Origin of the sequence: Maribellus maritimus, from assembly GCF_022267315.1 — a bacterium.
Taxonomy (GTDB): domain Bacteria; phylum Bacteroidota; class Bacteroidia; order Bacteroidales; family Prolixibacteraceae; genus Draconibacterium; species Draconibacterium maritimum.
Genome location: NZ_JAIKLE010000005.1, coordinates 167391 through 188459 on the forward strand (window position 1 = coordinate 167391; position 21069 = coordinate 188459).

The 21069-nt window shown below is 38.1% G+C and carries 16 protein-coding genes; 6 read left to right on the plus strand and 10 right to left on the minus strand.

All coding sequences use genetic code 11. The annotated features are described in order from the left end of the window. Positions 1-13: 13 nt before the first annotated feature. The 3 genes from ftcD to K5G00_RS06695 all read right to left on the minus strand — a co-directional run bounded on the left by ftcD (position 14) and on the right by K5G00_RS06695 (position 3585). The gene (ftcD, locus tag K5G00_RS06685) at positions 14-1708 is read right to left on the minus strand and encodes a glutamate formimidoyltransferase (RefSeq protein ID WP_238765361.1); all 1695 of its coding nucleotides are present in this window, start codon (positions 1706-1708) and stop codon (positions 14-16) included. 81 nt (positions 1709-1789) lie between these two features. Next, positions 1790-3043: an imidazolonepropionase gene (gene hutI, locus K5G00_RS06690; RefSeq protein ID WP_238765362.1), complete on the minus strand. Its 1254-nt coding sequence runs from the start codon at positions 3041-3043 to the stop codon at positions 1790-1792. Between the two features lie 371 nt (positions 3044-3414). Continuing rightward, the gene (locus K5G00_RS06695; protein WP_238765363.1) at positions 3415-3585 is read right to left on the minus strand and encodes a DUF362 domain-containing protein; all 171 of its coding nucleotides are present in this window, start codon (positions 3583-3585) and stop codon (positions 3415-3417) included. A 384-nt stretch (positions 3586-3969) separates the two neighbouring features. Here K5G00_RS06695 and K5G00_RS06700 point away from each other — a divergent pair, with 384 nt between their 5' ends. Further along, the gene (locus tag K5G00_RS06700) at positions 3970-4785 is read left to right on the plus strand and encodes a ZIP family metal transporter (RefSeq protein ID WP_238765364.1); all 816 of its coding nucleotides are present in this window, start codon (positions 3970-3972) and stop codon (positions 4783-4785) included. Here the strand turns inward: K5G00_RS06700 and nth are convergent. Further along, positions 4782-5441 carry an endonuclease III gene (nth, locus tag K5G00_RS06705; RefSeq protein WP_238765365.1) on the minus strand — a complete coding sequence of 220 codons (660 nt, stop codon included), beginning with the start codon at positions 5439-5441 and terminating at the stop codon, positions 4782-4784. The genes K5G00_RS06700 and nth overlap by 4 nt on opposite strands. Before the next feature lie 250 nt (positions 5442-5691). Here nth and K5G00_RS06710 point away from each other — a divergent pair, with 250 nt between their 5' ends. After that, positions 5692-7569, plus strand: coding sequence for an ABC-F family ATP-binding cassette domain-containing protein (locus tag K5G00_RS06710; protein WP_238765366.1), 1878 nt, complete (start codon positions 5692-5694; stop codon positions 7567-7569). A gap of 19 nt (positions 7570-7588) precedes the next feature. On the opposite strand, the gene K5G00_RS06715 is transcribed toward K5G00_RS06710, so the two are convergent. From K5G00_RS06715 to ffh, 3 genes are all read right to left on the minus strand, one after another. After that, a complete protein-coding gene (locus K5G00_RS06715; RefSeq protein WP_238765367.1) occupies positions 7589-7966 on the minus strand; it encodes a DUF3276 family protein in 378 nt (125 codons plus the stop codon). Between the two features lie 187 nt (positions 7967-8153). Then, positions 8154-9029, minus strand: coding sequence for a bifunctional methylenetetrahydrofolate dehydrogenase/methenyltetrahydrofolate cyclohydrolase FolD (gene folD / locus K5G00_RS06720; RefSeq protein WP_238765368.1), 876 nt, complete (start codon positions 9027-9029; stop codon positions 8154-8156). Positions 9030-9070: 41 nt separating this feature from the next. Next, a complete protein-coding gene (ffh, locus tag K5G00_RS06725) occupies positions 9071-10411 on the minus strand; it encodes a signal recognition particle protein (protein ID WP_238765369.1) in 1341 nt (446 codons plus the stop codon). Positions 10412-10611: 200 nt separating this feature from the next. Here ffh and K5G00_RS06730 point away from each other — a divergent pair, with 200 nt between their 5' ends. Beyond that, positions 10612-12747 (plus strand): Tex family protein, encoded by a 2136-nt coding sequence (locus tag K5G00_RS06730; RefSeq protein WP_238765370.1) that lies wholly within the window; start codon positions 10612-10614, stop codon positions 12745-12747. Between the two features lie 55 nt (positions 12748-12802). Here K5G00_RS06730 and K5G00_RS06735 read toward each other — a convergent pair whose 3' ends face one another. The 3 genes from K5G00_RS06735 to K5G00_RS06745 form a co-directional block, all read right to left on the minus strand. Then, positions 12803-13828, minus strand: a complete 1026-nt coding sequence (locus K5G00_RS06735; protein ID WP_238765371.1) for a DUF3089 domain-containing protein — start codon at positions 13826-13828, stop codon at positions 12803-12805. 737 nt (positions 13829-14565) lie between these two features. Next, complete coding sequence (locus K5G00_RS06740; RefSeq protein WP_238765372.1) at positions 14566-15657, minus strand: acyltransferase family protein; 1092 nt, start codon at positions 15655-15657, stop codon at positions 14566-14568. A gap of 339 nt (positions 15658-15996) precedes the next feature. Further along, on the minus strand, positions 15997-16245 hold the full coding sequence (locus tag K5G00_RS06745) for a hypothetical protein (RefSeq protein ID WP_158863568.1): 249 nt from the start codon (positions 16243-16245) through the stop codon (positions 15997-15999). Between the two features lie 253 nt (positions 16246-16498). On the opposite strand from K5G00_RS06745, the gene K5G00_RS06750 reads away from it, so the two are divergent. The 3 genes from K5G00_RS06750 to K5G00_RS06760 all read left to right on the plus strand — a co-directional run bounded on the left by K5G00_RS06750 (position 16499) and on the right by K5G00_RS06760 (position 21067). After that, complete coding sequence (locus K5G00_RS06750) at positions 16499-18178, plus strand: alanine/glycine:cation symporter family protein (protein WP_238765373.1); 1680 nt, start codon at positions 16499-16501, stop codon at positions 18176-18178. Positions 18179-18590: 412 nt separating this feature from the next. Then, positions 18591-19730: an outer membrane beta-barrel protein gene (locus tag K5G00_RS06755; RefSeq protein WP_238765374.1), complete on the plus strand. Its 1140-nt coding sequence runs from the start codon at positions 18591-18593 to the stop codon at positions 19728-19730. A gap of 59 nt (positions 19731-19789) precedes the next feature. Next, positions 19790-21067, plus strand: coding sequence for a hypothetical protein (locus K5G00_RS06760; protein ID WP_238765375.1), 1278 nt, complete (start codon positions 19790-19792; stop codon positions 21065-21067). The last annotated feature ends 2 nt before the right edge of the window (positions 21068-21069 follow it).

A 21069-nucleotide genomic window follows, 5' to 3' on the forward strand; every position in this document is an offset into this window, starting at 1 on the left:
ATTTGAAATCTATCTAATTAATTTTACTGTTCACAGTTTCCAGAATTTCTTTTTCTTTTTCCCTTGCTGAACGGAGCAAATTCTCCGCTTGCGTTAATACTTGGGAAAGCCAGTTTTTGTCCTCATAACCCGAAGCATTTATTTTAACATTCAGGAAAGCACCTTCAACGGCGGTACGAGCGCAAAGTGCTCCCACCCCGGCATCAGACACGGAGTTGGGATTTCCTGCTTCTGCCATTGCTTTTATTACTTCCATTGAATCAAAGGAAAGCTGCATAACTTTAAACGGAACTTCAATTGCATTTTTTGTTGCCTCCTGAATAGCTCTTTTCCGGTTTGTCTTTTCCTCTTCAGTTGATTTTGGCATAGCAAATGCAGCGATAATTTGATTAAAAGCATCGGTATCTTTATCCACACAATTGAGCAATGCCGAATGAAAATTCTTCCCTTTTTCTGCCCAATCGGAGAATTCTTCCCAACCTTCGTCCCACCCCCTTTTGTGCGCAGAAAGGTTAGCCACCATTGTTCCCAATGCAGCGCCCAGCGAACCAACATAAGCTGAAATTGAACCCCCTCCGGGAGCCGGAGACTCAGAAGCCGTTTCTTCGGAAAACTGTTTCAAGGTTTGCTCCACCAGCCTTTCTCCGGTGTTTTCCGCAATTACATATTCAATAATCTTTTTCTTCGGTTCAAAAGGCCCAAGCTCATCGAGGCCAAGCGACTTAACAGCAATTTTTATAATTTCTTCATCCGAAATTCCAAGCGAACGTTGTTGTTTTCCAAGGAAATATTTTCCTGCATCAAGCATGGCGCTGAGTGGAATCAATCCAACCAACTCCGAACCGGTCACTCGTAATCCACGTTCGCGGGCACGTTCACAAACTTCATCAAAAGCAACGTGAACTGGTGTAACTGTTATGTCGGTTAGATTAATTGAAATTTGCGCAACTCCGTATTCCTCAATATACCAACCAATTGCACGAGTTTTTTTTAAACTTCCCGGTATACGTACCGGTTCACCATTTTCATCGGTAACAATTTTACCTGTTAAGGGATTTCCTTCACGTTTTACCCGACCTGCTTCACGAATATCAAATGCAATTGCATTTGCCCTGCGGGTAGATGTTGTATTTAAATTTATATTGTAGGCCACCAAAAAATTACGAGCACCAATAGCAGTGGCTCCGCTCCCCGCCACTTGTTCCAACCATTTATCGGGGCCAAAATCAGGTTTCCATCTTTCTGTTGAGATTCGATCTTTTAATCCCTCATATTCTCCTGAGCGACAATTTGCCAAACTTCTTCGTTCGCTTTTAAAAGCAGCAAATTCATAACAAAACACGGGAATTCCCAACTCCGTTCCTACCCTTTGGGCAAGCTCCCGGGCAAACTCTACGGCTTCCTCCATATTAACGTTAGCAACAGGCACCAACGGACAAACATCGGTGGCTCCAAAACGGGGATGCTCGCCTTTGTGTTTGCTCATATCTATGATTTCGGCAGCCTTCTTTATGCCGCGAAAAGCAGCTTCAATCACAAATTCCGGCTCGCCAACAAAAGTTACAACGGTTCGGTTGGTTGCTTTTCCCGGGTCAACGTCCAGCAATTTTACTTCTGAAACACTCTCAATGGCATCGGTAATTTGTTTAATTTTATTTAAATCCCTACCTTCAGAAAAATTCGGCACACACTCTATTAGTTTATTCATGAAACAAATTTTTTCGTCAACGATTTAAGCCCGAAAATAATCAACCCTTCAGGAAATGCATATGATATTTTTCATCTGAATTTATAAGGTTTGTACTTCTCCGTTCAGAATAACAGTTTCAATAAGATTTGAACCAAAACTGTAGGGTATGTATTCAATCCCCGGAATTTCAGAAGTAATAAAAAGATTGGCTGTCTTTCCCCGGGCAACACTCCCCAACCTGTCTGAAATTCCCATGGCATAGGCAGAATTAATGGTAGTTGCATTGATTACTTCTTCCGGCAACATATTGTATTTAATACACCCCAGTGAAGAAATAAAATTCATATTTCCGCTTGGCGAAGACCCCGGATTGTAATCAGAGGCCAATGCAACCGGCAAGCCAGCATTAATCATTTCACGAACCGGAGACAGTTTCATATTTAGAAAAAATGCTGCTCCCGGCAAAACGGTTGGCATTGTTTCCGTATCTTTTAATGCGTCCAATTCATCTGTTCCCATGTGTTCCAGATGGTCAACAGAAATTGCTCCGTACTTAACCCCGGCCTGAACACCTCCGGTTTTTCCCAATTCATTGGCATGAATCTTTGGTTTTAATCCATATTTTATTCCGGCCATTAAAATCCGTTCGGTATCTTCAACTGAGAAGAATCCACGATCGCAAAATACATCAATAAAATCAGCCAAATCTTCACCGGCAACCTGGGGAATCATTTCATTGATAACCAAATCAACATAATCAGACTTTCTGTTTTTAAACTGTGCAGGAATAGCGTGAGCGCCCAAAAATGTTGCCCTTATGCATAAAGGTGTTGTTTCCCTTAACCAACGAATCACACGGAGCATTTTTAATTCATCTTCAGTATTTAAACCATAGCCGCTTTTAATTTCTACTGCCCCCGTACCCATTTTAATAATTTCAATTACCCTCTCCATCGCACCGTTATATAACTCCTGCTCCGACTTTTCGTGCAGTAATTTTGCTGAATTTAAAATTCCGCCGCCACGTTTTGCTATTTCTTCATAGGAAAGGCCACTGATTCTGTCCACAAATTCTTTCTCTCTGGAACCGGGATAAACCAAATGAGTATGCGAATCGCAATAACTTGGATATACCAACCGGTCAGAACAATCTATTTCAATCAGCATATCATCATCCATATAAACATCTTTTAAATGTTCCATCGGACCAAATTCTTCAATAATCTCATCGCGGATAATTAAAAAAGCGTTAGGTATATTGATTAACTTTGACATCTCTTCTCCGGCCCTGAATAAAACAGGATTGTCTTCCGTCTGAACAAGAAGTTTTATGTTTTCAAGTAATATCTTCATCTGTAAATCTTTAATATCTATATAAAAGTTACAAAAAGGTTTTCACAAATCATAAAGTCCGTTTTGTAATTATATGGTAATTGAAAATATAAATGGATACCAAAAATCATGAAGAGGATTCTAATTCCTCTTTTTCACAAAGATTTCTCAGGCAAACTTGAAAAATCTTATTGGAGAAAAACAAAATGTAAACTCATTTTAGCTTTTATTAAAAAAATAAAAGAATGAAGAGAGGCTGTTGGATTTCTTCTGCTCTTCTACTTTTAAAAAAATCACCGGTTATTCCTGTCACTTTTGAATTAAAATTAAATAAAACAAAAAAAGCCTATTCATCTTATGAACAGGCTTCAATGTTTTATGTTGACCGGATCTTACTCGTCTATCGAAATAGCTTCTACCGGGCAAACTTCCGCGCATGAACCACAGTCGGTGCAAAGGTCAGCATCAATTACATAGATATCACCTTCAGAAATAGCATCAACCGGGCATTCATCAATACACGTTCCGCATGCAATACATTCATCAGAAACTTTATATGCCATAGCAATTCATTTTATAAATTAAACATGTATGTTTCAGCAAATGTACGAAGTTTCATATAAAATCAAATAACCATGCGTATTAATTTACACACATCCCGACACCTCACCCATAAAATACTAAAAACAAACAACTTAAACCTTAACAAAACACTAATATAGAATTAATCTATTTTTGCTACTTTTGTAATACATGTCATCAACATATGATAATTATCGAAAAGATTTTACAAATCACCAATCTTAAAATTGATGAGGGTTTTCAAAAAAATAATTTTGAAAAAGATAAATAACAATACTCAAATTTTACAATTTTGCCTGACACTTTAAAAAAAATTCTGTGATAATAACTTTCAACCAAATTAAACATATATTTAACCTTAAAAAATGCATTACAAAACACTTTTAGAAATAAACCCAATTCTACTTGCGCTTTTTGCGGCTTTGTTTACCTGGGGGGTGACGGCATTGGGGGCATCTATGGTTTTTTTCTTTAAGAAAATAAATCAGAAAGTATTAAACTCGATGCTTGGTTTTGCGGCCGGAGTTATGATTGCAGCCAGTTTTTGGTCGCTTTTAGCACCGGCCATCGAAATGTCGGAAGAGCAGGGAGGAATCTCCTGGATTCCCGCAGTAGTAGGGTTTCTTGCTGGCGGAGCCTTCTTATTAGCGATAGATAAAATCCTTCCTCACCTCCATCTTGGTCAAAAACTGGACAAAGCAGAAGGGATAAAAACATCTTGGAAAAGAAGTGTTTTACTGGTATTGGCAATAACTCTCCATAACATTCCGGAAGGTCTGGCGGTTGGCGTCGCGTTTGGGGCTCTCTCCAATAACCCCGATACTGGTGCACTGGCGGGAGCAATTGCTTTAGCTTTAGGAATTGGTCTGCAAAACTTCCCCGAAGGAGCTGCCGTGTCAATCCCGCTTCGGCGAGAAGGCTTTCCGAGACTAAAAGCTTTTAATTACGGGCAACTATCGGGAATTGTAGAGCCTATTGCAGCGGTAATTGGAGCTTACCTTGTTTTAATTATGACACCAATTCTCCCTTACGCGTTGTCTTTTGCTGCCGGGGCGATGATTTTTGTTGTTGTGGAAGAATTAATTCCGGAATCGCAAACCGGTAACGAATCCGATCTTTCAACAATAGGTGCAATGCTGGGATTTGCAACAATGATGCTTCTGGATGTAGCCCTGGGTTAAACAGTGTTTATTTTCGCTTTGTTCTGCTGAGCATAATATTTACAGACCTCGGTGAGCCCACATTTTTCACATTTTGGTTTCCGTGCAATACAAACATAACGCCCGTGCAGAATAAGCCAATGGTGCGCTTTTGGAACCAATTCTTCAGGAATATATTTCATTAACTGGAGTTCGGTTGCCAAAGGTGTTTTTGCATTTGTACTCAAACCAATGCGGGCAGCCACTCTGAAAACATGTGTATCGACTGCCAATGTAGGCTTATTGTACACCACCGATGCGATAACATTTGCTGTCTTTCTGCCAACTCCGGGGAGTTTTTGCAAATCGTCAACGTCGCTTGGCACTTCTCCTTCAAATAACTCGATAAGTTTCCGGGCCATTCCAACCAGATGTTTGGATTTATTGTTTGGATAAGAGCAACTTCTTATATAATCAAAAACTTCAGCAGGTTCTGCTTCAGCCATTTTTTGAGGAGTGGGAAAACGTTTTAAAAGATCCGGGGTAATTTGGTTTACACGCTTATCGGTACACTGGGCAGATAAAATAACTGCTACGATCAGATCAAACGGATTCGTATACTCCAGTTCTGTTTCGGCAATCGGGATTGCCTTTTCAAAATAACGGATAACATATTCGAAAAGCTCTTTTTTACGCATATTTCTGAGTTTTTCTCAAAATAATTGAAATTTCGTGAATTTATGTGTAACAAAACACGATTTATTCAGTCCTATTAACAGATATTGTAACTACAATACCGTTTCTCCCCCCTTTTGTAGAAATGGTTTTAAGTTAACAAATTAAACAGACGTTAAAAAAGCCGGTGCTGACCGGCTTTTTATTTTTAACAATTTGCAGTTTCATCTCTGAAGTTCATTTCATTTTCTATTTTTACCAAAATTTTGAAAAATGAGACCTTTTTTGCAAGTTGAAAATCTTTCAAAGAGATGGGGAGAAGTCATGCTCTTCGAAAATATTTCGTTTACGATTTTCGAAGGACAGAAAGTTGCGTTAATTGCAAAAAACGGAACCGGAAAATCAACACTTCTCAATCTTCTCGCAGACGAAGATTCGCCGGATTCGGGAATAATCACCCTTACAAACGATATAAACATTGGCTATTTTGAACAAATACCAAACTTAAATCCTGAGAATACCGTTCTGGAGGAAATTTTTGAATCGGATAACCTAAAACTAAAAACAATAAAAGAGTTTGAGCTCGCCGTAGCAAAAAACAATCAGAATGCAATTGCCAGCATTTCGGCTAAAATGGACGAATTAAATGCCTGGGACTTTGAAGTTGAAATTAAACAAATTCTTACCGAGCTAAAAATCAATATTCATGACAAACTCGTGAGAGAATTATCAGGCGGACAGCAAAAACGGTTGTCGCTTGCCAAAGTCTTGGTAAACAAACCCGACCTGTTGATATTGGATGAACCTACAAACCACCTTGATTTGGAAATGATTGAATGGTTGGAGGCTTACCTTGAAAAAACAAAATCGACACTTTTAATGGTCACACACGACCGCTATTTTCTTGACCGTGTTTGTAATGAAATCATAGAAATGGAAGACAACCAGATTTACAGGTATCTGGGAAACTATTCCTATTTTCTTCAGAAACGAGATGAGCGCATTGAAATTCAACAAGCTACGGTTTCAAAAGCTAAAAACCTGTTACGCACTGAAATGGAATGGATGCGTCGAATGCCCAAAGCCCGCAGCCACAAAGCAAAATACAGGATCGATTCGTTTTATGATTTAAAAGACAAGGCATCACAAAAAATAAAAGAAGAGAATGTAAATCTGAATGTAAAATCAGCTCGGCTTGGAAAAAAAATTATCGAAATCGAAAATGTTTCCAAATCTTTCCCGGGGGTTAAGCTGATTGAAAATTTCAGTTACAAATTTTCACGCTTTGAAAAAGTTGGGATTGTAGGAAATAACGGTACAGGAAAATCTACATTTTTAAACCTGATAACCAACAGCCTAAAACCTGATTCGGGAGCAATTGAAATAGGGCAAACAATAAAATTTGGTTACTACAGACAGGAAGGAATTCAGTTTGATCCCAAAGACCGGGTTATTGATGCGGTAAACAAAATTGCAGAGTATATTTATTTTGAAGATGGAACTAAAATGAGCGCTTCACAAATGCTGACTCATTTTCTATTTCCACCTGAAACGCAATACAACTATATTGAGAAACTCAGCGGAGGCGAACAAAGAAGGCTGTATTTGTGTACTGTTCTGATGCAAAATCCAAACTTTCTCATTCTTGACGAGCCAACAAACGATTTGGATATTATGACCCTTAATGTTCTGGAAGAATACCTACAGTCATTTGCAGGATGTGTAATTGTTGTTTCGCACGACCGTTTTTTTATGGACAAAATTGTTGATCACCTTTTTGTTTTTGAAGGGAACGGAGTTGTAACTGACTTTCCGGGAAACTATACCGTTTACAGAAACAAAACGCTGGAAGAAAAAGAAAAACAGGAAGCAAAAAAAGCTGCCAGTGTTTCCAAAGAAAAGCCCAAGAATATTTCAAATAAAGACACAGAAAAACGTAAACTCTCTTTCAAAGAAAAAAGAGAATTGGAGCAACTGGAAAAAGACATTGCTGAATTGGAGGATAAAATAAATACAATTGAAGAAGAACTGAATTCAGGTAATTTGCCGCACGATAAACTTTTTACAAAATCGGAAGAATTAACACAGATGAAAACTCAACTTGACGAAAAAGAATTTCGCTGGTTGGAATTAAGTGAGTGGGAACAATAAAAAAAATACTGATTTTTAGCTAAATATCTTCAAAATCAACATTTGTGTAGTCTTTGGCAGGCCCGTCAAGTACAACTTCTTCTTCCAAATCTACCTCCTCTGAAGCGGACTCCGGTTGATTTTTACGAATATACCCTATTATCTCCTCAAGGCTATCCGCAAACTTCTCAAAGTCCTCTTTATAAAGAAAGATTTTATGCTTTTCATAATGAAACTTACCATTATCAGCATACTTTCTTTTGCTTTCCGTAATGGTTAAATAATATTCATCATTACGTGTACTTTTTACATCGAAGAAATACGTTCTCTTGCCGGCTCTGATTACTTTAGAATGAATTTCCTGCCTAAAATTGCCTTCAGAATTTTTCATTCCATCCTTATTTTCAACGCTTTCCATTCTTTGTTGTTTTCGATTTTTTTTACCAATGTTAGTATTCCAAAAATAAAAAAATTATTTTAATATCCTTCTTATTGGCAATATTACCTCAACATTTACAGCACTTTGTACTAATTTATAATTATTCCACACAAACAAACAAATTCTTTGAAAAACAAACAGTTAAAGAAAAATTCAGTTTCTCAGGTTATTTGTAAATTGTTTTTTTTGACGCCAATAAAGTATTGTATAACAGTGAAACACGCGTCATAGGCCCAACGCCACCGGGAACCGGAGTGATGTACGAACACTTTTCAGCAACCTCTTCAAAAAGAACGTCTCCTTTTAATTTGAATCCGGATTTTGTTTTGTCTGATTTAACCCTTGTTGTTCCCACATCGATAACAACGGCACCTTCTTTTACCATATTCCCTTTTACAAATTCGGGAACTCCCATGGCAACTATCAGAATATCAGCGTTTCGGCAAACTTCTTCCAAGTCTTTTGTGCGGCTGTGTGCAACTGTAACGGTTGCATTAATAGCTTTTTGCGACATCAAAACACTCATTGGCCGGCCTACTATATTGCTTCTTCCCAGAACCACACAATTTTTCCCGCTGGTTTCAATATTATAGCGTTTCAATAATTCAACAATTCCAAACGGTGTTGCAGAAACAAATGACGGCAGCCCAATAACCATTCTGCCCACATTAATCGGATGAAATCCGTCTACATCTTTTTTGGGATCGATGGCTTCAATTACTTTTTGCTCCGAAATATGTTTTGGCAAAGGCAGCTGAACAATAAATCCGTCCAAATCTTCATCATTATTCAATTCATGAACTTTAGCCAGCAACTCATCTTCCGTAACATCCTCTTCATAACGAATAAGCGATGATTTAAAACCAACGGCCTCACAGTCTTTAATTTTGTATGCCACATAGGTTTCACTTCCACCGTCGTGGCCCACAAGAACAGCAGCAAGGTGAGGTGCTTTTTCACCGTTTTCTTTCATTATCGCTACTTCAGCAGCAATTTCCTGCTTCATCTCAGCAGAAATCTTTTTCCCGTCGATTAAAATCATTTAATTTTTTTTGAATTCCGGATATTTGCTAAACAATCAATTTAAAATCTTCTTCCTCCGCGCTGCATTCCGCTCATCACGCGTTGCATATTTTTACCCTGAGAAACCATTTTCATCATTTTCCGGGTTTCAGTAAATTGTTTCAAAAGGCGATTAACTTCCTGAATATTTGAACCAGAGCCGTCTGCAATTCGTTTTCTGCGGCTTCCGTTAATTAGTGAGGGGTTTTCACGCTCCTCATTTGTCATGGAAAAAATAATGGCCTCAATACTTTTAAAAGCATCATCATCCAAATCCATGTTCTTCATTGCTTTTCCCATTCCCGGAATCATGGACATCACATCTTTAAGATTTCCCATCTTTTTTATCTGGTTTATCTGCTTCAGGAAATCGTTAAAATTGAATGTATTTTTTGCAAGCTTATTCTGTAGTTTTTTCGCTTCTTCGGCATCAAACTGCTCCTGTGCTTTTTCTACCAAAGAAACAATGTCACCCATTCCTAAAATACGATCAGCCATACGGTCGGGGTGGAAAACATCAATGGCATCCACTTTTTCACCGGTACCTACAAATTTGATTGGCTTTTCAACTACCGATCGGATAGAAAGCGCAGCACCGCCACGGGTATCACCGTCGAGTTTGGTAAGAACAACACCGTCGAAATCCAAACGATCGTTAAATTCTTTGGCGGTATTTACTGCATCCTGGCCGGTCATTGAATCGACAACAAACAGAATTTCTTCCGGATCAACTGCTTTTTTTATCGCCGCAATTTCATTCATCATCTGCTCGTCAACTGCCAAACGACCTGCGGTGTCGACAATAACTACATCGTATCCTTTATTCTTGGCTTCTTTAATCGCAGCCTTTGCAATTTTTACAGGATCCATGTTCCCTTCTTCGGTATAAACCGGAACATTGATTTGCTCTCCCAGTACTTTTAACTGGTCGATTGCCGCCGGACGGTAAACATCGCCTGCTACCAAAAGCGGATGGCGTCCTTTTTTGCTTTTCAACAAATTGGCCAGCTTACCTGAGAATGTGGTTTTCCCTGAACCTTGTAATCCAGACATCAGAATTACGGTAGGATTACCGGTTAGATTCACATCTTCAAATTTACCTCCCATTAATGATGTCAACTCGTCTTTTACGATTTTCACCATCAACTGCCCCGGCTTAACCGCTGTAAGCACTTGTTGTCCGAGCGCTTTTTCTTTTACATCGTCGGTAAATTTTTTGGCAATTTTAAAGTTAACGTCGGCATCAAGCAACGCACGACGAATATCTTTTAACGTTTCAGCTACGTTAATTTCGGTAATCATTCCCTGGCCCTTCAGTATTTTGAAGGACTTCTCCAGCCTGTCACTTAAATTCTCAAACATGCTTTAAAACTTTTCTAAATGAGTTGCAAAAATAAAGTTTAAAGTTGAATGATAAAAGTTTAGAAAAAAAAGTTTATCGCATTTTATCAGCAATAGCTCTTTAATAATAATTGTTTCCCGAAAATACAAACAATAGTCCGGTAAAAACACAAGTTTCAAAAATTTTCTTTTACTAACTTTGTGTTCAGAAAACAAAACATATGAAAACTCAAATCATCGAAATTATAGCTCAGAACCTTGGTATAAGGAACAATCAGGTTTTGAACACCATAAATTTGTTTAATGAAGGCGCTACCGTTCCGTTTATTTCGCGTTACCGGAAAGAGCGCACCGGAAGTTTGGACGAAGTTCAGATTTCAGAAATAAAAGAGCAGAACGAGAAATTTACGGAACTGGAAAAACGTAAAGAGACCATTTTAAGAACCATTGACGAGCAGGAAAAACTTACGCCCGAGTTAAAAGTCAGAATTGAAAATTGTTTTGAAGCCGTTGAACTGGAAGATATTTACCTTCCGTACAAACCCAAACGCCGTACCAAAGCCACCATTGCCCGCGAAAAAGGATTGGAACCGCTGGCAAAAATTATAATGAAGCAAATGGAGCTTGACCCAATTTTTCGGGCCAATTCATTTCTGAATGAAGATGTGAAAACTGCGGAAGACGCGCTTTCCGGCGCCCGCGATATTATTGCGGAATGGATAAGCGAAAACGAGAAAGCAAGAAATATTGTTCGCCGTGGTTTTGATTTGGGTGCAGTTATTTCGTCGAAAGTGGTAAAAGGCAAAGAGGAGGAAGCTGCCAAATACCGCGATTATTTCGACTGGAACGAACCCTTGAAAAAATGCCCTTCGCACCGTTTACTGGCGATGCGTCGTGGCGAGAAAGAAGGATTCCTGCGGGTTTCTGTTACGCCCGATGAAGAGCGCGTTTTGGAAAATCTGGAACGTTTTTTTATTCGCGGGAATAATGAAAGCTCAGATCAGGTTGCGCTGGCAGTAAAAGACAGTATGAAACGATTGGTTCAACCGTCAATTGAAACTGAGTTTACCAATCTTTCAAAAGAAAAAGCCGACGAAGAGGCGATTAAAGTATTTGCCGAAAACCTGAAGCAACTTCTACTTGCACCTCCACTGGGTCAGAAACGAATATTGGCAATCGATCCCGGTTACCGCACGGGCTGTAAAGTGGTTTGTTTGGATGCTCAGGGAAACTTGTTGCACAACGAAACCATTTATCCGCACAAGCCGCAGGAAGAACGAAAAATGGCTGCGAAGAAAATCACATCAATGGTGGAAGTGTACCAAATTGATGCGGTTGCCATAGGAAACGGAACCGCCAGCCGCGAAACCGAAGCCTTTATAAAAAAATTACGCTACAACCGCGAAATTCGTGTGTATGTGGTTAGCGAAGATGGTGCGTCAGTGTATTCAGCGTCGTCGGTTGCACGAAAAGAATTTCCGCAATACGATGTTACCGTGCGAGGTGCGGTTTCTATTGGCCGAAGGTTAATGGACCCGCTGGCTGAATTGGTAAAAATAGATCCGAAAAGTATTGGCGTGGGGCAATATCAGCACGATGTAGATCAGAAAAAACTAAAAAGCAGTTTGGATACCGTTGTTGAACTTAGCGTAAACTCAGTGGGTGTGAACCTTAATACGGCCAGCCAGCATTTGCTAACCTACATCTCGGGTTTAGGTCCGCAACTGGCAGAAAACATTGTTGCTTTCAGAAAGGAGAACGGAGCTTTCACTTCCAGAAGCGAATTAAAGGATGTGCCTCGAATGGGGCCAAAAGCATTTGAGCAGGCCGCAGGATTCCTTCGAATTCCCGATGTGGAGAATCCACTCGATAATTCAGCCGTTCACCCGGAATCGTATAAAATTGTTCAGAAAATGGCCAAAGACATTCAATGCGAACTAAAAGATTTGGTGCGCAATGAAACGATGGTTGCAAAAATTAATTTCGAAAAATACCTGAGCAACGAAGTGGGCTGGCCAACGCTAAACGATATAAAAAACGAACTGCAAAAACCAGGGCGCGACCCGCGAAAACCCATTAAAGTATTCGAATTTGCCGAGGGAATTTTTTCGATTGAAGATTTAAGAGAGGGAACTGTTATTCCGGGCATTGTAAACAACATTACCAAATTTGGCGCCTTTGTAGATGTTGGCGTAAAACAGTCAGGACTGGTGCACATTTCGGAACTGGCCGACCGTTTTATTTCCGACCCGAATGAGGTAGTGAAACTGCACCAGCATGTGATGGTGAGAATAAAAGAAGTAGACCTAGCCCGCAAAAGGATTCAGCTTTCCATGCGGGGGGTAAATCAGGAATAAAGCGGCTTTTGAAACCGCTCTATTTCCCAGGTATGTAATTTTGATATATGGTGATTTACTCATTGCCATAATACGCAGTAATTCTGTCCCCAACATTCTTTTCCAAATTCCTATACCACATGGCGTAATCAAAACGATGATATACGCCTTCATTATATGGTCCTATCTTTAGATTTTCACCTTCCGGTATTGTTGTTGTCAGCGCTCCTTTTTCTGCGTTTATCTTAGCCCCGCAATAATGTTCAACTTCACGTATGAATTCACCGGTTTCATCGTTAAAAAACACCGCGCCCAAATTCTCTGATGATTCAGCATAGACATTGTCAGTTCTCCAGTTAAGCGGATTGATACAATTTGCGCCGTCCATTAGCATGGGGCCTCCTGTTGAAGTTATTGACTGAGTATTGTATGTTACAACCACACCTATATCAGTAGCATTTTGAGCGGCAGTTAAACCTGCTCTCGACAGATCGGCATCGGTTACTGTGTAGCCAATCAAATAGGCAGCTACTAAACGATTGCGGAGTTCGGCGTTATCGCCAAAACGTTTTTTCACCAACTCAATCAGTGCCATTGTTCCCTGGCTATGCCCGGCAATAATAAACGGACGATTATTATTGAAATTCTTGATGTAATAATCGAAAGCGTCCTGAACATCAACTGCCGCCTGCTTAAATTCTTTTGTATCTGTTGCGAGTCCTCCGCCCGACATATCAACTTTTGTCGACATCTGACGATAGTACGGTGCAAAAACATTGGCATTTGATTCATACACACTTGCCTGGGCTTTAAAAATCCCGATGGCTAAATCCCGCTCACCGGCATCGGTTATATCCATCGCTCCACTGGTGTTGCTGCTAACCGTAGGATACACATAAAACACATCTACACTTTCTGTTACGGTTGGAATCGACACCCAATTTTCCAAATCACTGTAATCAACTCCATGATTAATTTCGAAATCATCTTCGTTCTCTTCGCAATTGTATAACAACACTGAGCTCGTCAAAATAATAACCGGCATAAAAATGTAACTGTACATTTTCGTGTTTAATTTTTTCCGAGGTTTGTTTAATTTCATTTTTTAAGTTTTTACTGTTTGTAATTATTACTGCATCTGTTTATTATGTCGCTTACGTTCTCTCTGCAACCTACTCAACTATTAGCAATCATTGAAATTATCCCCCGCCAGGGCAAACCGATAAATAAAAAATATGCATTTATTAAAATTTAATTTTACAATGTAAAATCACAGACTGCGTCCTTTTAGTGTATCCGGAGAATCACCTTTTAAAGATTAGAATTACTCAGCTTTTTATCAATTTTCCAATGTCTCATTAAATAACATACATGTCTCACTAAGAATAACACCAACAATAACAAGCTGAATAAAAAGCACATAACAACCTATAATTTTAGACACAAAGGGGTAATATATAAATAGCTGAATTTAATTTTTACTTTTTGTCTTTTGAAATATTCTATTTTGTCTTTTTTGAGAACGAGTAAATGATACAAATTTCACGACTGCCCTTATTTTTATTTATTGTCAATCCAATTACACAAAAGTATCCTGCATCAACCTTTGATAATAACACCTCCAGGCCACTTTAAAGTCAGAAAAAAAGAATCATGAAACACTATTATCAACTTAATACCCAAGAGAATTTTTGATCCCGGGTATCTCGTCGGAGGCATCAGCTCTTCAACCTGGAATTTCAAATTATAAGCTTACTCTGTCAACAAAGAATGTCGCTTAGGATAACTTCTCCAATTTTACTATCAGCCATTGAAGAAGATTAATGTACGTGAGCAATTTTACAATCGGATAAAAATCCTCCTTTTGTAAAGAAAATAACAAACGTACCAAAGCATTGCCGCAACCAAAAGAGTTGAAAGAATGATAAGAGTAATCTCCCCTGTCCACCCAAAAATCCGATAAATAAACGGATCGACAAGACTGCTAAAAAAGCTTCTGAAGCTACCGGCCATTAAATAAATAAACAAAGGATTCATTCCGAATACAGCAAAAAACATAGGTACTTTCTTAATATTTAATACATCAATTATCCAATATGAAATGGCCATTCCAATCAGGCACCAGCCTCCACTTACAATGATAAATGAGCTGGTACAAATATGTTTAATTATCGGAATATTCGGGCTCACGGCAAAACCAATAATTACTCCGGCTGCCCCAACAGACAAAAGAACCATAATCTTCTTTTTAGGCAGCCAGTCATTTTTTAATATGTAGCCAACAATTACTCCCCAAATAGTGTGCGCCGAAGTGGGAATAGCATTAAACGGCACCCAGTTTCCATGTTCCAGACTTCCTGTAAGCATTAAATCGGTCCACGACCCAAAGTTTTGCCCTGCTGTAAAAGGATGATTAAATCCTTCAACAGGCCAAAAACGGTATAACAAATCTGAAATAAGAATTAAAATAAATGAAATAAGTAACTGCCACATGATTTTTTTTCTCATAATGAGAAAAGCAATCAGATAGGTGACAGAAAGCTGTGCCATTACATTATTAAAATTTGAAGTTGTGGGTCCCGAACTTATCGCCCAGCCAATAAGTAAAAGAAAAAGACATCGAAGCAATACATGTTTGAACGTTTTCATCCAGCTATCTCCCCTGTCCCATCTTTTCGAAATTGAAAATGGCATGGCAATACCAACTATAAACATAAAAAAGGGCTGTATGAGATCCCAGAAATGAAGGCCCTCCCACGGTACATGTTCCAATTGTTGTTGAAGGAAGCGTAAAACAGTGCCACTTTCTGATAAATCAATCTTACTAAATAATCCGCCAATGCCGCCAACAAGCATGAACATTGTAAAACCACGAAAAAAGTCAATTGAAAAAATTCGATCCTCTTCTTTAGATAAATTTGTTGTATTCATCGGTTTAGTTTTAAAAAGGTTTGGAAATTAAGTATAATATATATGGAATTTGGATTTTTCCGCTGGAAATATTTATCTGGTAAAAAATAAACAAAAAGAAGAATTCTTTCACAAAGGATGATCCTTCAGTTTGCAAGCGAGGCCAGCCAACGTCACACAAACTTTCACCGTGGATATTTGCCTTGCAGATTTGCATCAGGCAATATCTAAAGCAGACAAACATCTACATAAAACTTGAACAGAAACTCAATTTCGAAATTTTCAGGAGCATCACTAAAAACCCCTCATTGAGCGTTTGGCTCTATCAGCAGAGCAGATTGCAGATTTTCCAACGCTCTTTTATTCCTCGCTGTCATCCAGCAATTCCTCATTTTCAAACTCTTTTTCCAAAAAATCTTCTGCTTCCTCAACCAGTTGCGAAATTAGATCTTCATCTCCCGGTTCACCATCGATCCAGTGAATTTCCTGATTATTCCAAAAATCATCAATATCAGCTTCAATAATAAAACGGGGGTTTTCGGTATGAACCACAAAAATAGTATCCGGAGTTTCCAGAGAATTGTCGGCAAGTAAAAATCGCGGTAACATGGCTTTATCTTTTTATCGTTAAATAATTGAATAACTATAAACTATTGTTTTGTTATTTCACCAAAAACAAAAATAAGAGATTATATTGACATAAGACACACAAAATCAGCAATGAATATTAAAATGATGTAAAATAATACACTAAACTAACATTTAGAAATTTAAAAATCTGATTTTATTGACGACCTATATTGTTTCCAAAATAGAAAGAGATTACTATTTTTAGCACTCTTAATAAAAAAAACTGCCTGTAATGAACAAACTGAATGACATCCTTTCTCTCATCGATGGTTATATTGGCGGATCTCAATGGTTCGTATTTTTACTGTTGGGAACCGGAATATTTTTTACCATTTATTTAAAATTTCCTCAGTTTAGATATCTAAAACATTCCTTTCGAATTGTACGTGGAAAATTTGACAGAGAAGGAGATCAGGGCGACACATCTCATTTTCAGGCATTAACCACAGCCTTATCGGGAACGGTAGGGACAGGCAACATTGCAGGAGTTGCTTTGGCCATTCACCTGGGAGGACCGGCAGCATTGTTCTGGATGCTGGTAACTGCTGCTTTAGGTATGACCACTAAATTTGTTGAGGTTACGCTTTCGCACAAATACCGCGAAACAGCTGCAGATGGTTCCATCGCCGGCGGCCCCATGTATTATATGAAAAACAGGCTAAATCTAAAATGGCTGGCAGTAATTTTTGCTATCGCCACTATACTCTCCTCTTTCGGAACAGGAAACTTGCCGCAAATCAATAGCATTTCCAATTCGCTTTTCGAGACTTTTGGAATCAACCACATGCTTACAGGAGGAGTTTTAGCAGTTCTTCTTGGCTTTGTTATTATTGGCGGTATCAAACGAATTGCCAGTGTAACGTCAAGGCTCGTGCCTATTATGGCATTAGTATATTTTGTAGGTGCCATTGCAGTAATTATTTATAACTACGAAAATATTATTCCATCGCTTGTTTCCATTTTTGGCGATGTTTTTACAGGTTCAGCTGCAGCAGGTGGATTTTTAGGCGGAAGTATAGCATTTGCTTTTAACCGGGGCGTAAACCGCGGACTCTTTTCCAACGAAGCAGGCCAGGGGTCGGCTCCGATTGCCCACGCTGCAGCGCGCGCACATGAACCTGTTTCTGAAGGTTTGGTAGCACTTCTCGAACCTTTTATTGATACAATTATAATTTGCACCATAACGGGTTTGGTTTTGCTTTCGTCTGGTGTGTGGACCGAAAAAATGGAAAATACTTTTCAGGAAACAGATATGGTTGTTCTGGATGGAACCTATTCCGAAAGGAATAAAGACGATGTAGAACAACTACACAATTATCTGGTTGGAAAAGCTGACTTACCATTATTTACCGGAACACTGAATGTGACAAACGGAATTATTGAAAACCAACCAACCATTTTGCATGCACGCTCGGTAGCCGAAGAAATAAAAGTTTGGACAAATGATCAACCTTACTCCGGTAAAATAGAATTCAACGAGGGAAATATTGCAAGTGGCCAGGGTGTTACATTAACAGGGAAATCGTTGATGCACAGCGCCCCTCTTACTACTGTTGCTTTTACCAGGAGTTGGTTTGGCGATTACGGGAAATACATTGTCTCCATCGGTTTACTGATGTTTGCCTTTTCAACGGCAATAAGCTGGTCGTATTACGGCGACCGCGCGGTTACCTATCTCTGGGGCTCAAACAAAGTAATATATTACCATATCATTTATGTTATCGGATTTTTTCTGGCATCGTTTACCGATACAACCATTATTTGGACACTCTCCGGAATTACTATCGCCTTGATGACCATTCCCAATTTATTTGGAATTCTCTCGCTGGCAAAAGAAATGAAGAATGAGGTGAAATCGTTCTGGCAGGAATATGCAAACCGTTTCCCCGATGAAAAACTACCAAAGGGATAATATCCTCGTTTCTATGTATCAAAAATAAATCTGTTGTTATTTGGTAAAGACAGTTGTCTTTTTCATGTAGGTTTGGATGTAAATTATAAAATTCTCAAAAGACTCTTTCTAATAAACTAAAAACATTCTAAATTATAATCTTCCGGAATTTATAACAGAAATCTGGTTATTTTTATTTCCTCCTAAATAAACCAAATTTTCAATAAATGAGAGCCTCTTATAGCCCTATAGTTAATGTGAGATATTTACACCACACATCGCTTAATTATATCTTTCTTAAGTACCCAGAGATAATTGACCAGAAATTCAGACTATCTTCCAACGCCGTGCCCCCAAAGGCGAGCATCTGCTTTGGGAACTAAAAAAAACATTTATGAAAATTTAATCCTTTCTCAAATTAATAAAACCAAACATGAATACACTAAAATTAAAACTCTTAAAAAAAACAATTCTGCCACTGCTACTATTATTGCTCACTTATACTTTATTTGGACAAAGAGGATATCTTGTAACCGACAGCACCACGTTGAGTGGAATAAAAATAATGGATAAAGGAAAAACAGGAAACGCCTTGTGGTGTGAAATAAAAAAAGAAAATAAAACACAAAAATTTTCTCCCGATGATGCAAAAGAATATGGATTTCATGATGGACGAACCTATGTGTCAAAAGAAATACCATATTCCGATTCAACCAGGCGTTTCTTTCTTGAACAACTCGCAGAGGGAAAACTAACGCTGTTTTATCTTGCCGAAAAAAAACATCATACTTTTTTCATAGAAAAGGACAGTACTTCTTTTTCTGAACTTCGCAAAGGAAAGAAACATAAAGATTCATATTTCCAAAATCAGCTAGAGAAAATTACATCCGATTTCCCTGTAATTAAAGAGAATGCCCGTTTTGTTAATTATAATCCAGAGGACTTAGGAAGATTTATTACCGATTATAACAACCGTTTGTACCGTCCATTTCCTCGTATAAGGATAGGAATTGTTGTCGTCTCCGAAATGTCGAAATTTAAAGCATCCTCACCAAAAACAGATGGTTATAAATACATATTAGACTATAGTAAAGTAGATTTCAAATATCAAAATTCGTTGAGCGGTGGACTATTAATAGACCTACCGGTATCAGCGAGTTATTTTTCATCACACATGGAAATCCAATTTGTAAAACATAATTATTCATATTCAGTTGGAGTGAACGAAAAGACGATCGATATATCGACCAATCTTTCATCTATAAAAACGCCGGTATTATTGCGATATACTTACCCGTTAAAAAAAATAAGCCCGTTCATTAATGGCGGAGCTATTATTGCTTACAACACCGATAAAAAAACACAAATGTCAGGTGTGGAATCTTCGGAAAATTTAATCAGCGCTCCAACCATCTCATACCTTCAGGAGGGATTTGCTGCCGGAGGAGGTATAGAATACCGACTAAATTACAAACATTCGCTTTTTTTTGAAATAAGATATAATAAACTCTATAGCAATGACGCAACGTTAAACAACACAGATATCCAATTTTTAAGCGGTTTTAACTTCTAATTGAAATCTTCAAATTGTCTTAACCCCTGGCTATTTTCAAAACTAAAAAAGATAAAACGATGAAAACTTCAGTCTTTTATTACGCTCAAAAAAAACTCAGATTTAAAAATACAACAATTAAAAAATTCTTTTCTACAGTTTTGTTTCTCTTTCTGTCATATTTTATCGACGCACAAACTAATTTTCGTCCGGGGTATTACATCACCTGGGAAAATGATACTGTTTACGGATTTATCGATTACAGGGGCGAAATCAGAAATTCCAGTTTTTGTTCATTCAAAGAAAATGAAAAATCAGAATCTGTTAGGTTTGAACCATCAGAAATTAAGGCATACCGCTTTACCGACAGTAAATATTACATTTCAAAAGAGATAAAAATTGACGACAGAGAAAAGCAGGTTTTTGTAGAATTCCTGCTGAATGGAATTATTGATTTGTATTTCTATCGCGACATAAATAATTATATGTACCTGATTGAAGGAGAGAATGGACAACTCGTTGAACTCACCAATGAGAAAAATACTGAATATATTGCAGGAAAAGGCGAAACCGAAAGAAAAACACTAAAATATATCGGGCAGTTAAAAGCTACGCTGGCGGATTGTAAAGAAATTCAAAAGGATATTGAAAACGTAGCACTAGAACACGAATCGCTGATCAATATCACCAAAGAATATCACGATTATATGTGTGACGATGAACAATGCATCATTTATGAAAAACAGGTGCAAAAGAGTAAAATTAAAATCGCGCCGGTAATAGGTGGTGGAATTTCGTCACTGTATTTTGATAAAGGCGAATTTTCGAATTACAATTTTGACAACACGCAGTTTCCAATGATTGGTTTACTGATTAATATTTCTTTGCCCAAGTGGAACGAAAAATTATCGATGGAGATCGAAGCGGACTTTTCCAAGCTTGATTTTCAAGGCTCGTACATTGACGACCATTCGAGTTTTAAAACAGATTATTACAACGCACAAATTAATGTAATTTCATTTCAGCCGTCAGTAGCTTTAAAATATAAATTTGGAAATGGTAATATCAAGCCAACTTTAGCTGCCGGAATATATTCCAATTTTTTAGTTTCTCCCGATGAAAAAGTAGGCAAAAAAAGCATTCATACCGATGCTGAATATAACTCTGAAACTTACGAGACTCCTCTTGCATCGAATGTTTTCGGTGTGCTTTTGCAAGCAGGATGTAATTTCGAACTTAAAAACCGAACTCTATTTTCAAATATAAAAATTTGCCAAACTGCACTAAAAGAAGCTGGTGTTTCAACTTTTGTAAATTCAGCAAATTTGAGTGTTGGAATGTATCTTTCAAAAAATTAGTC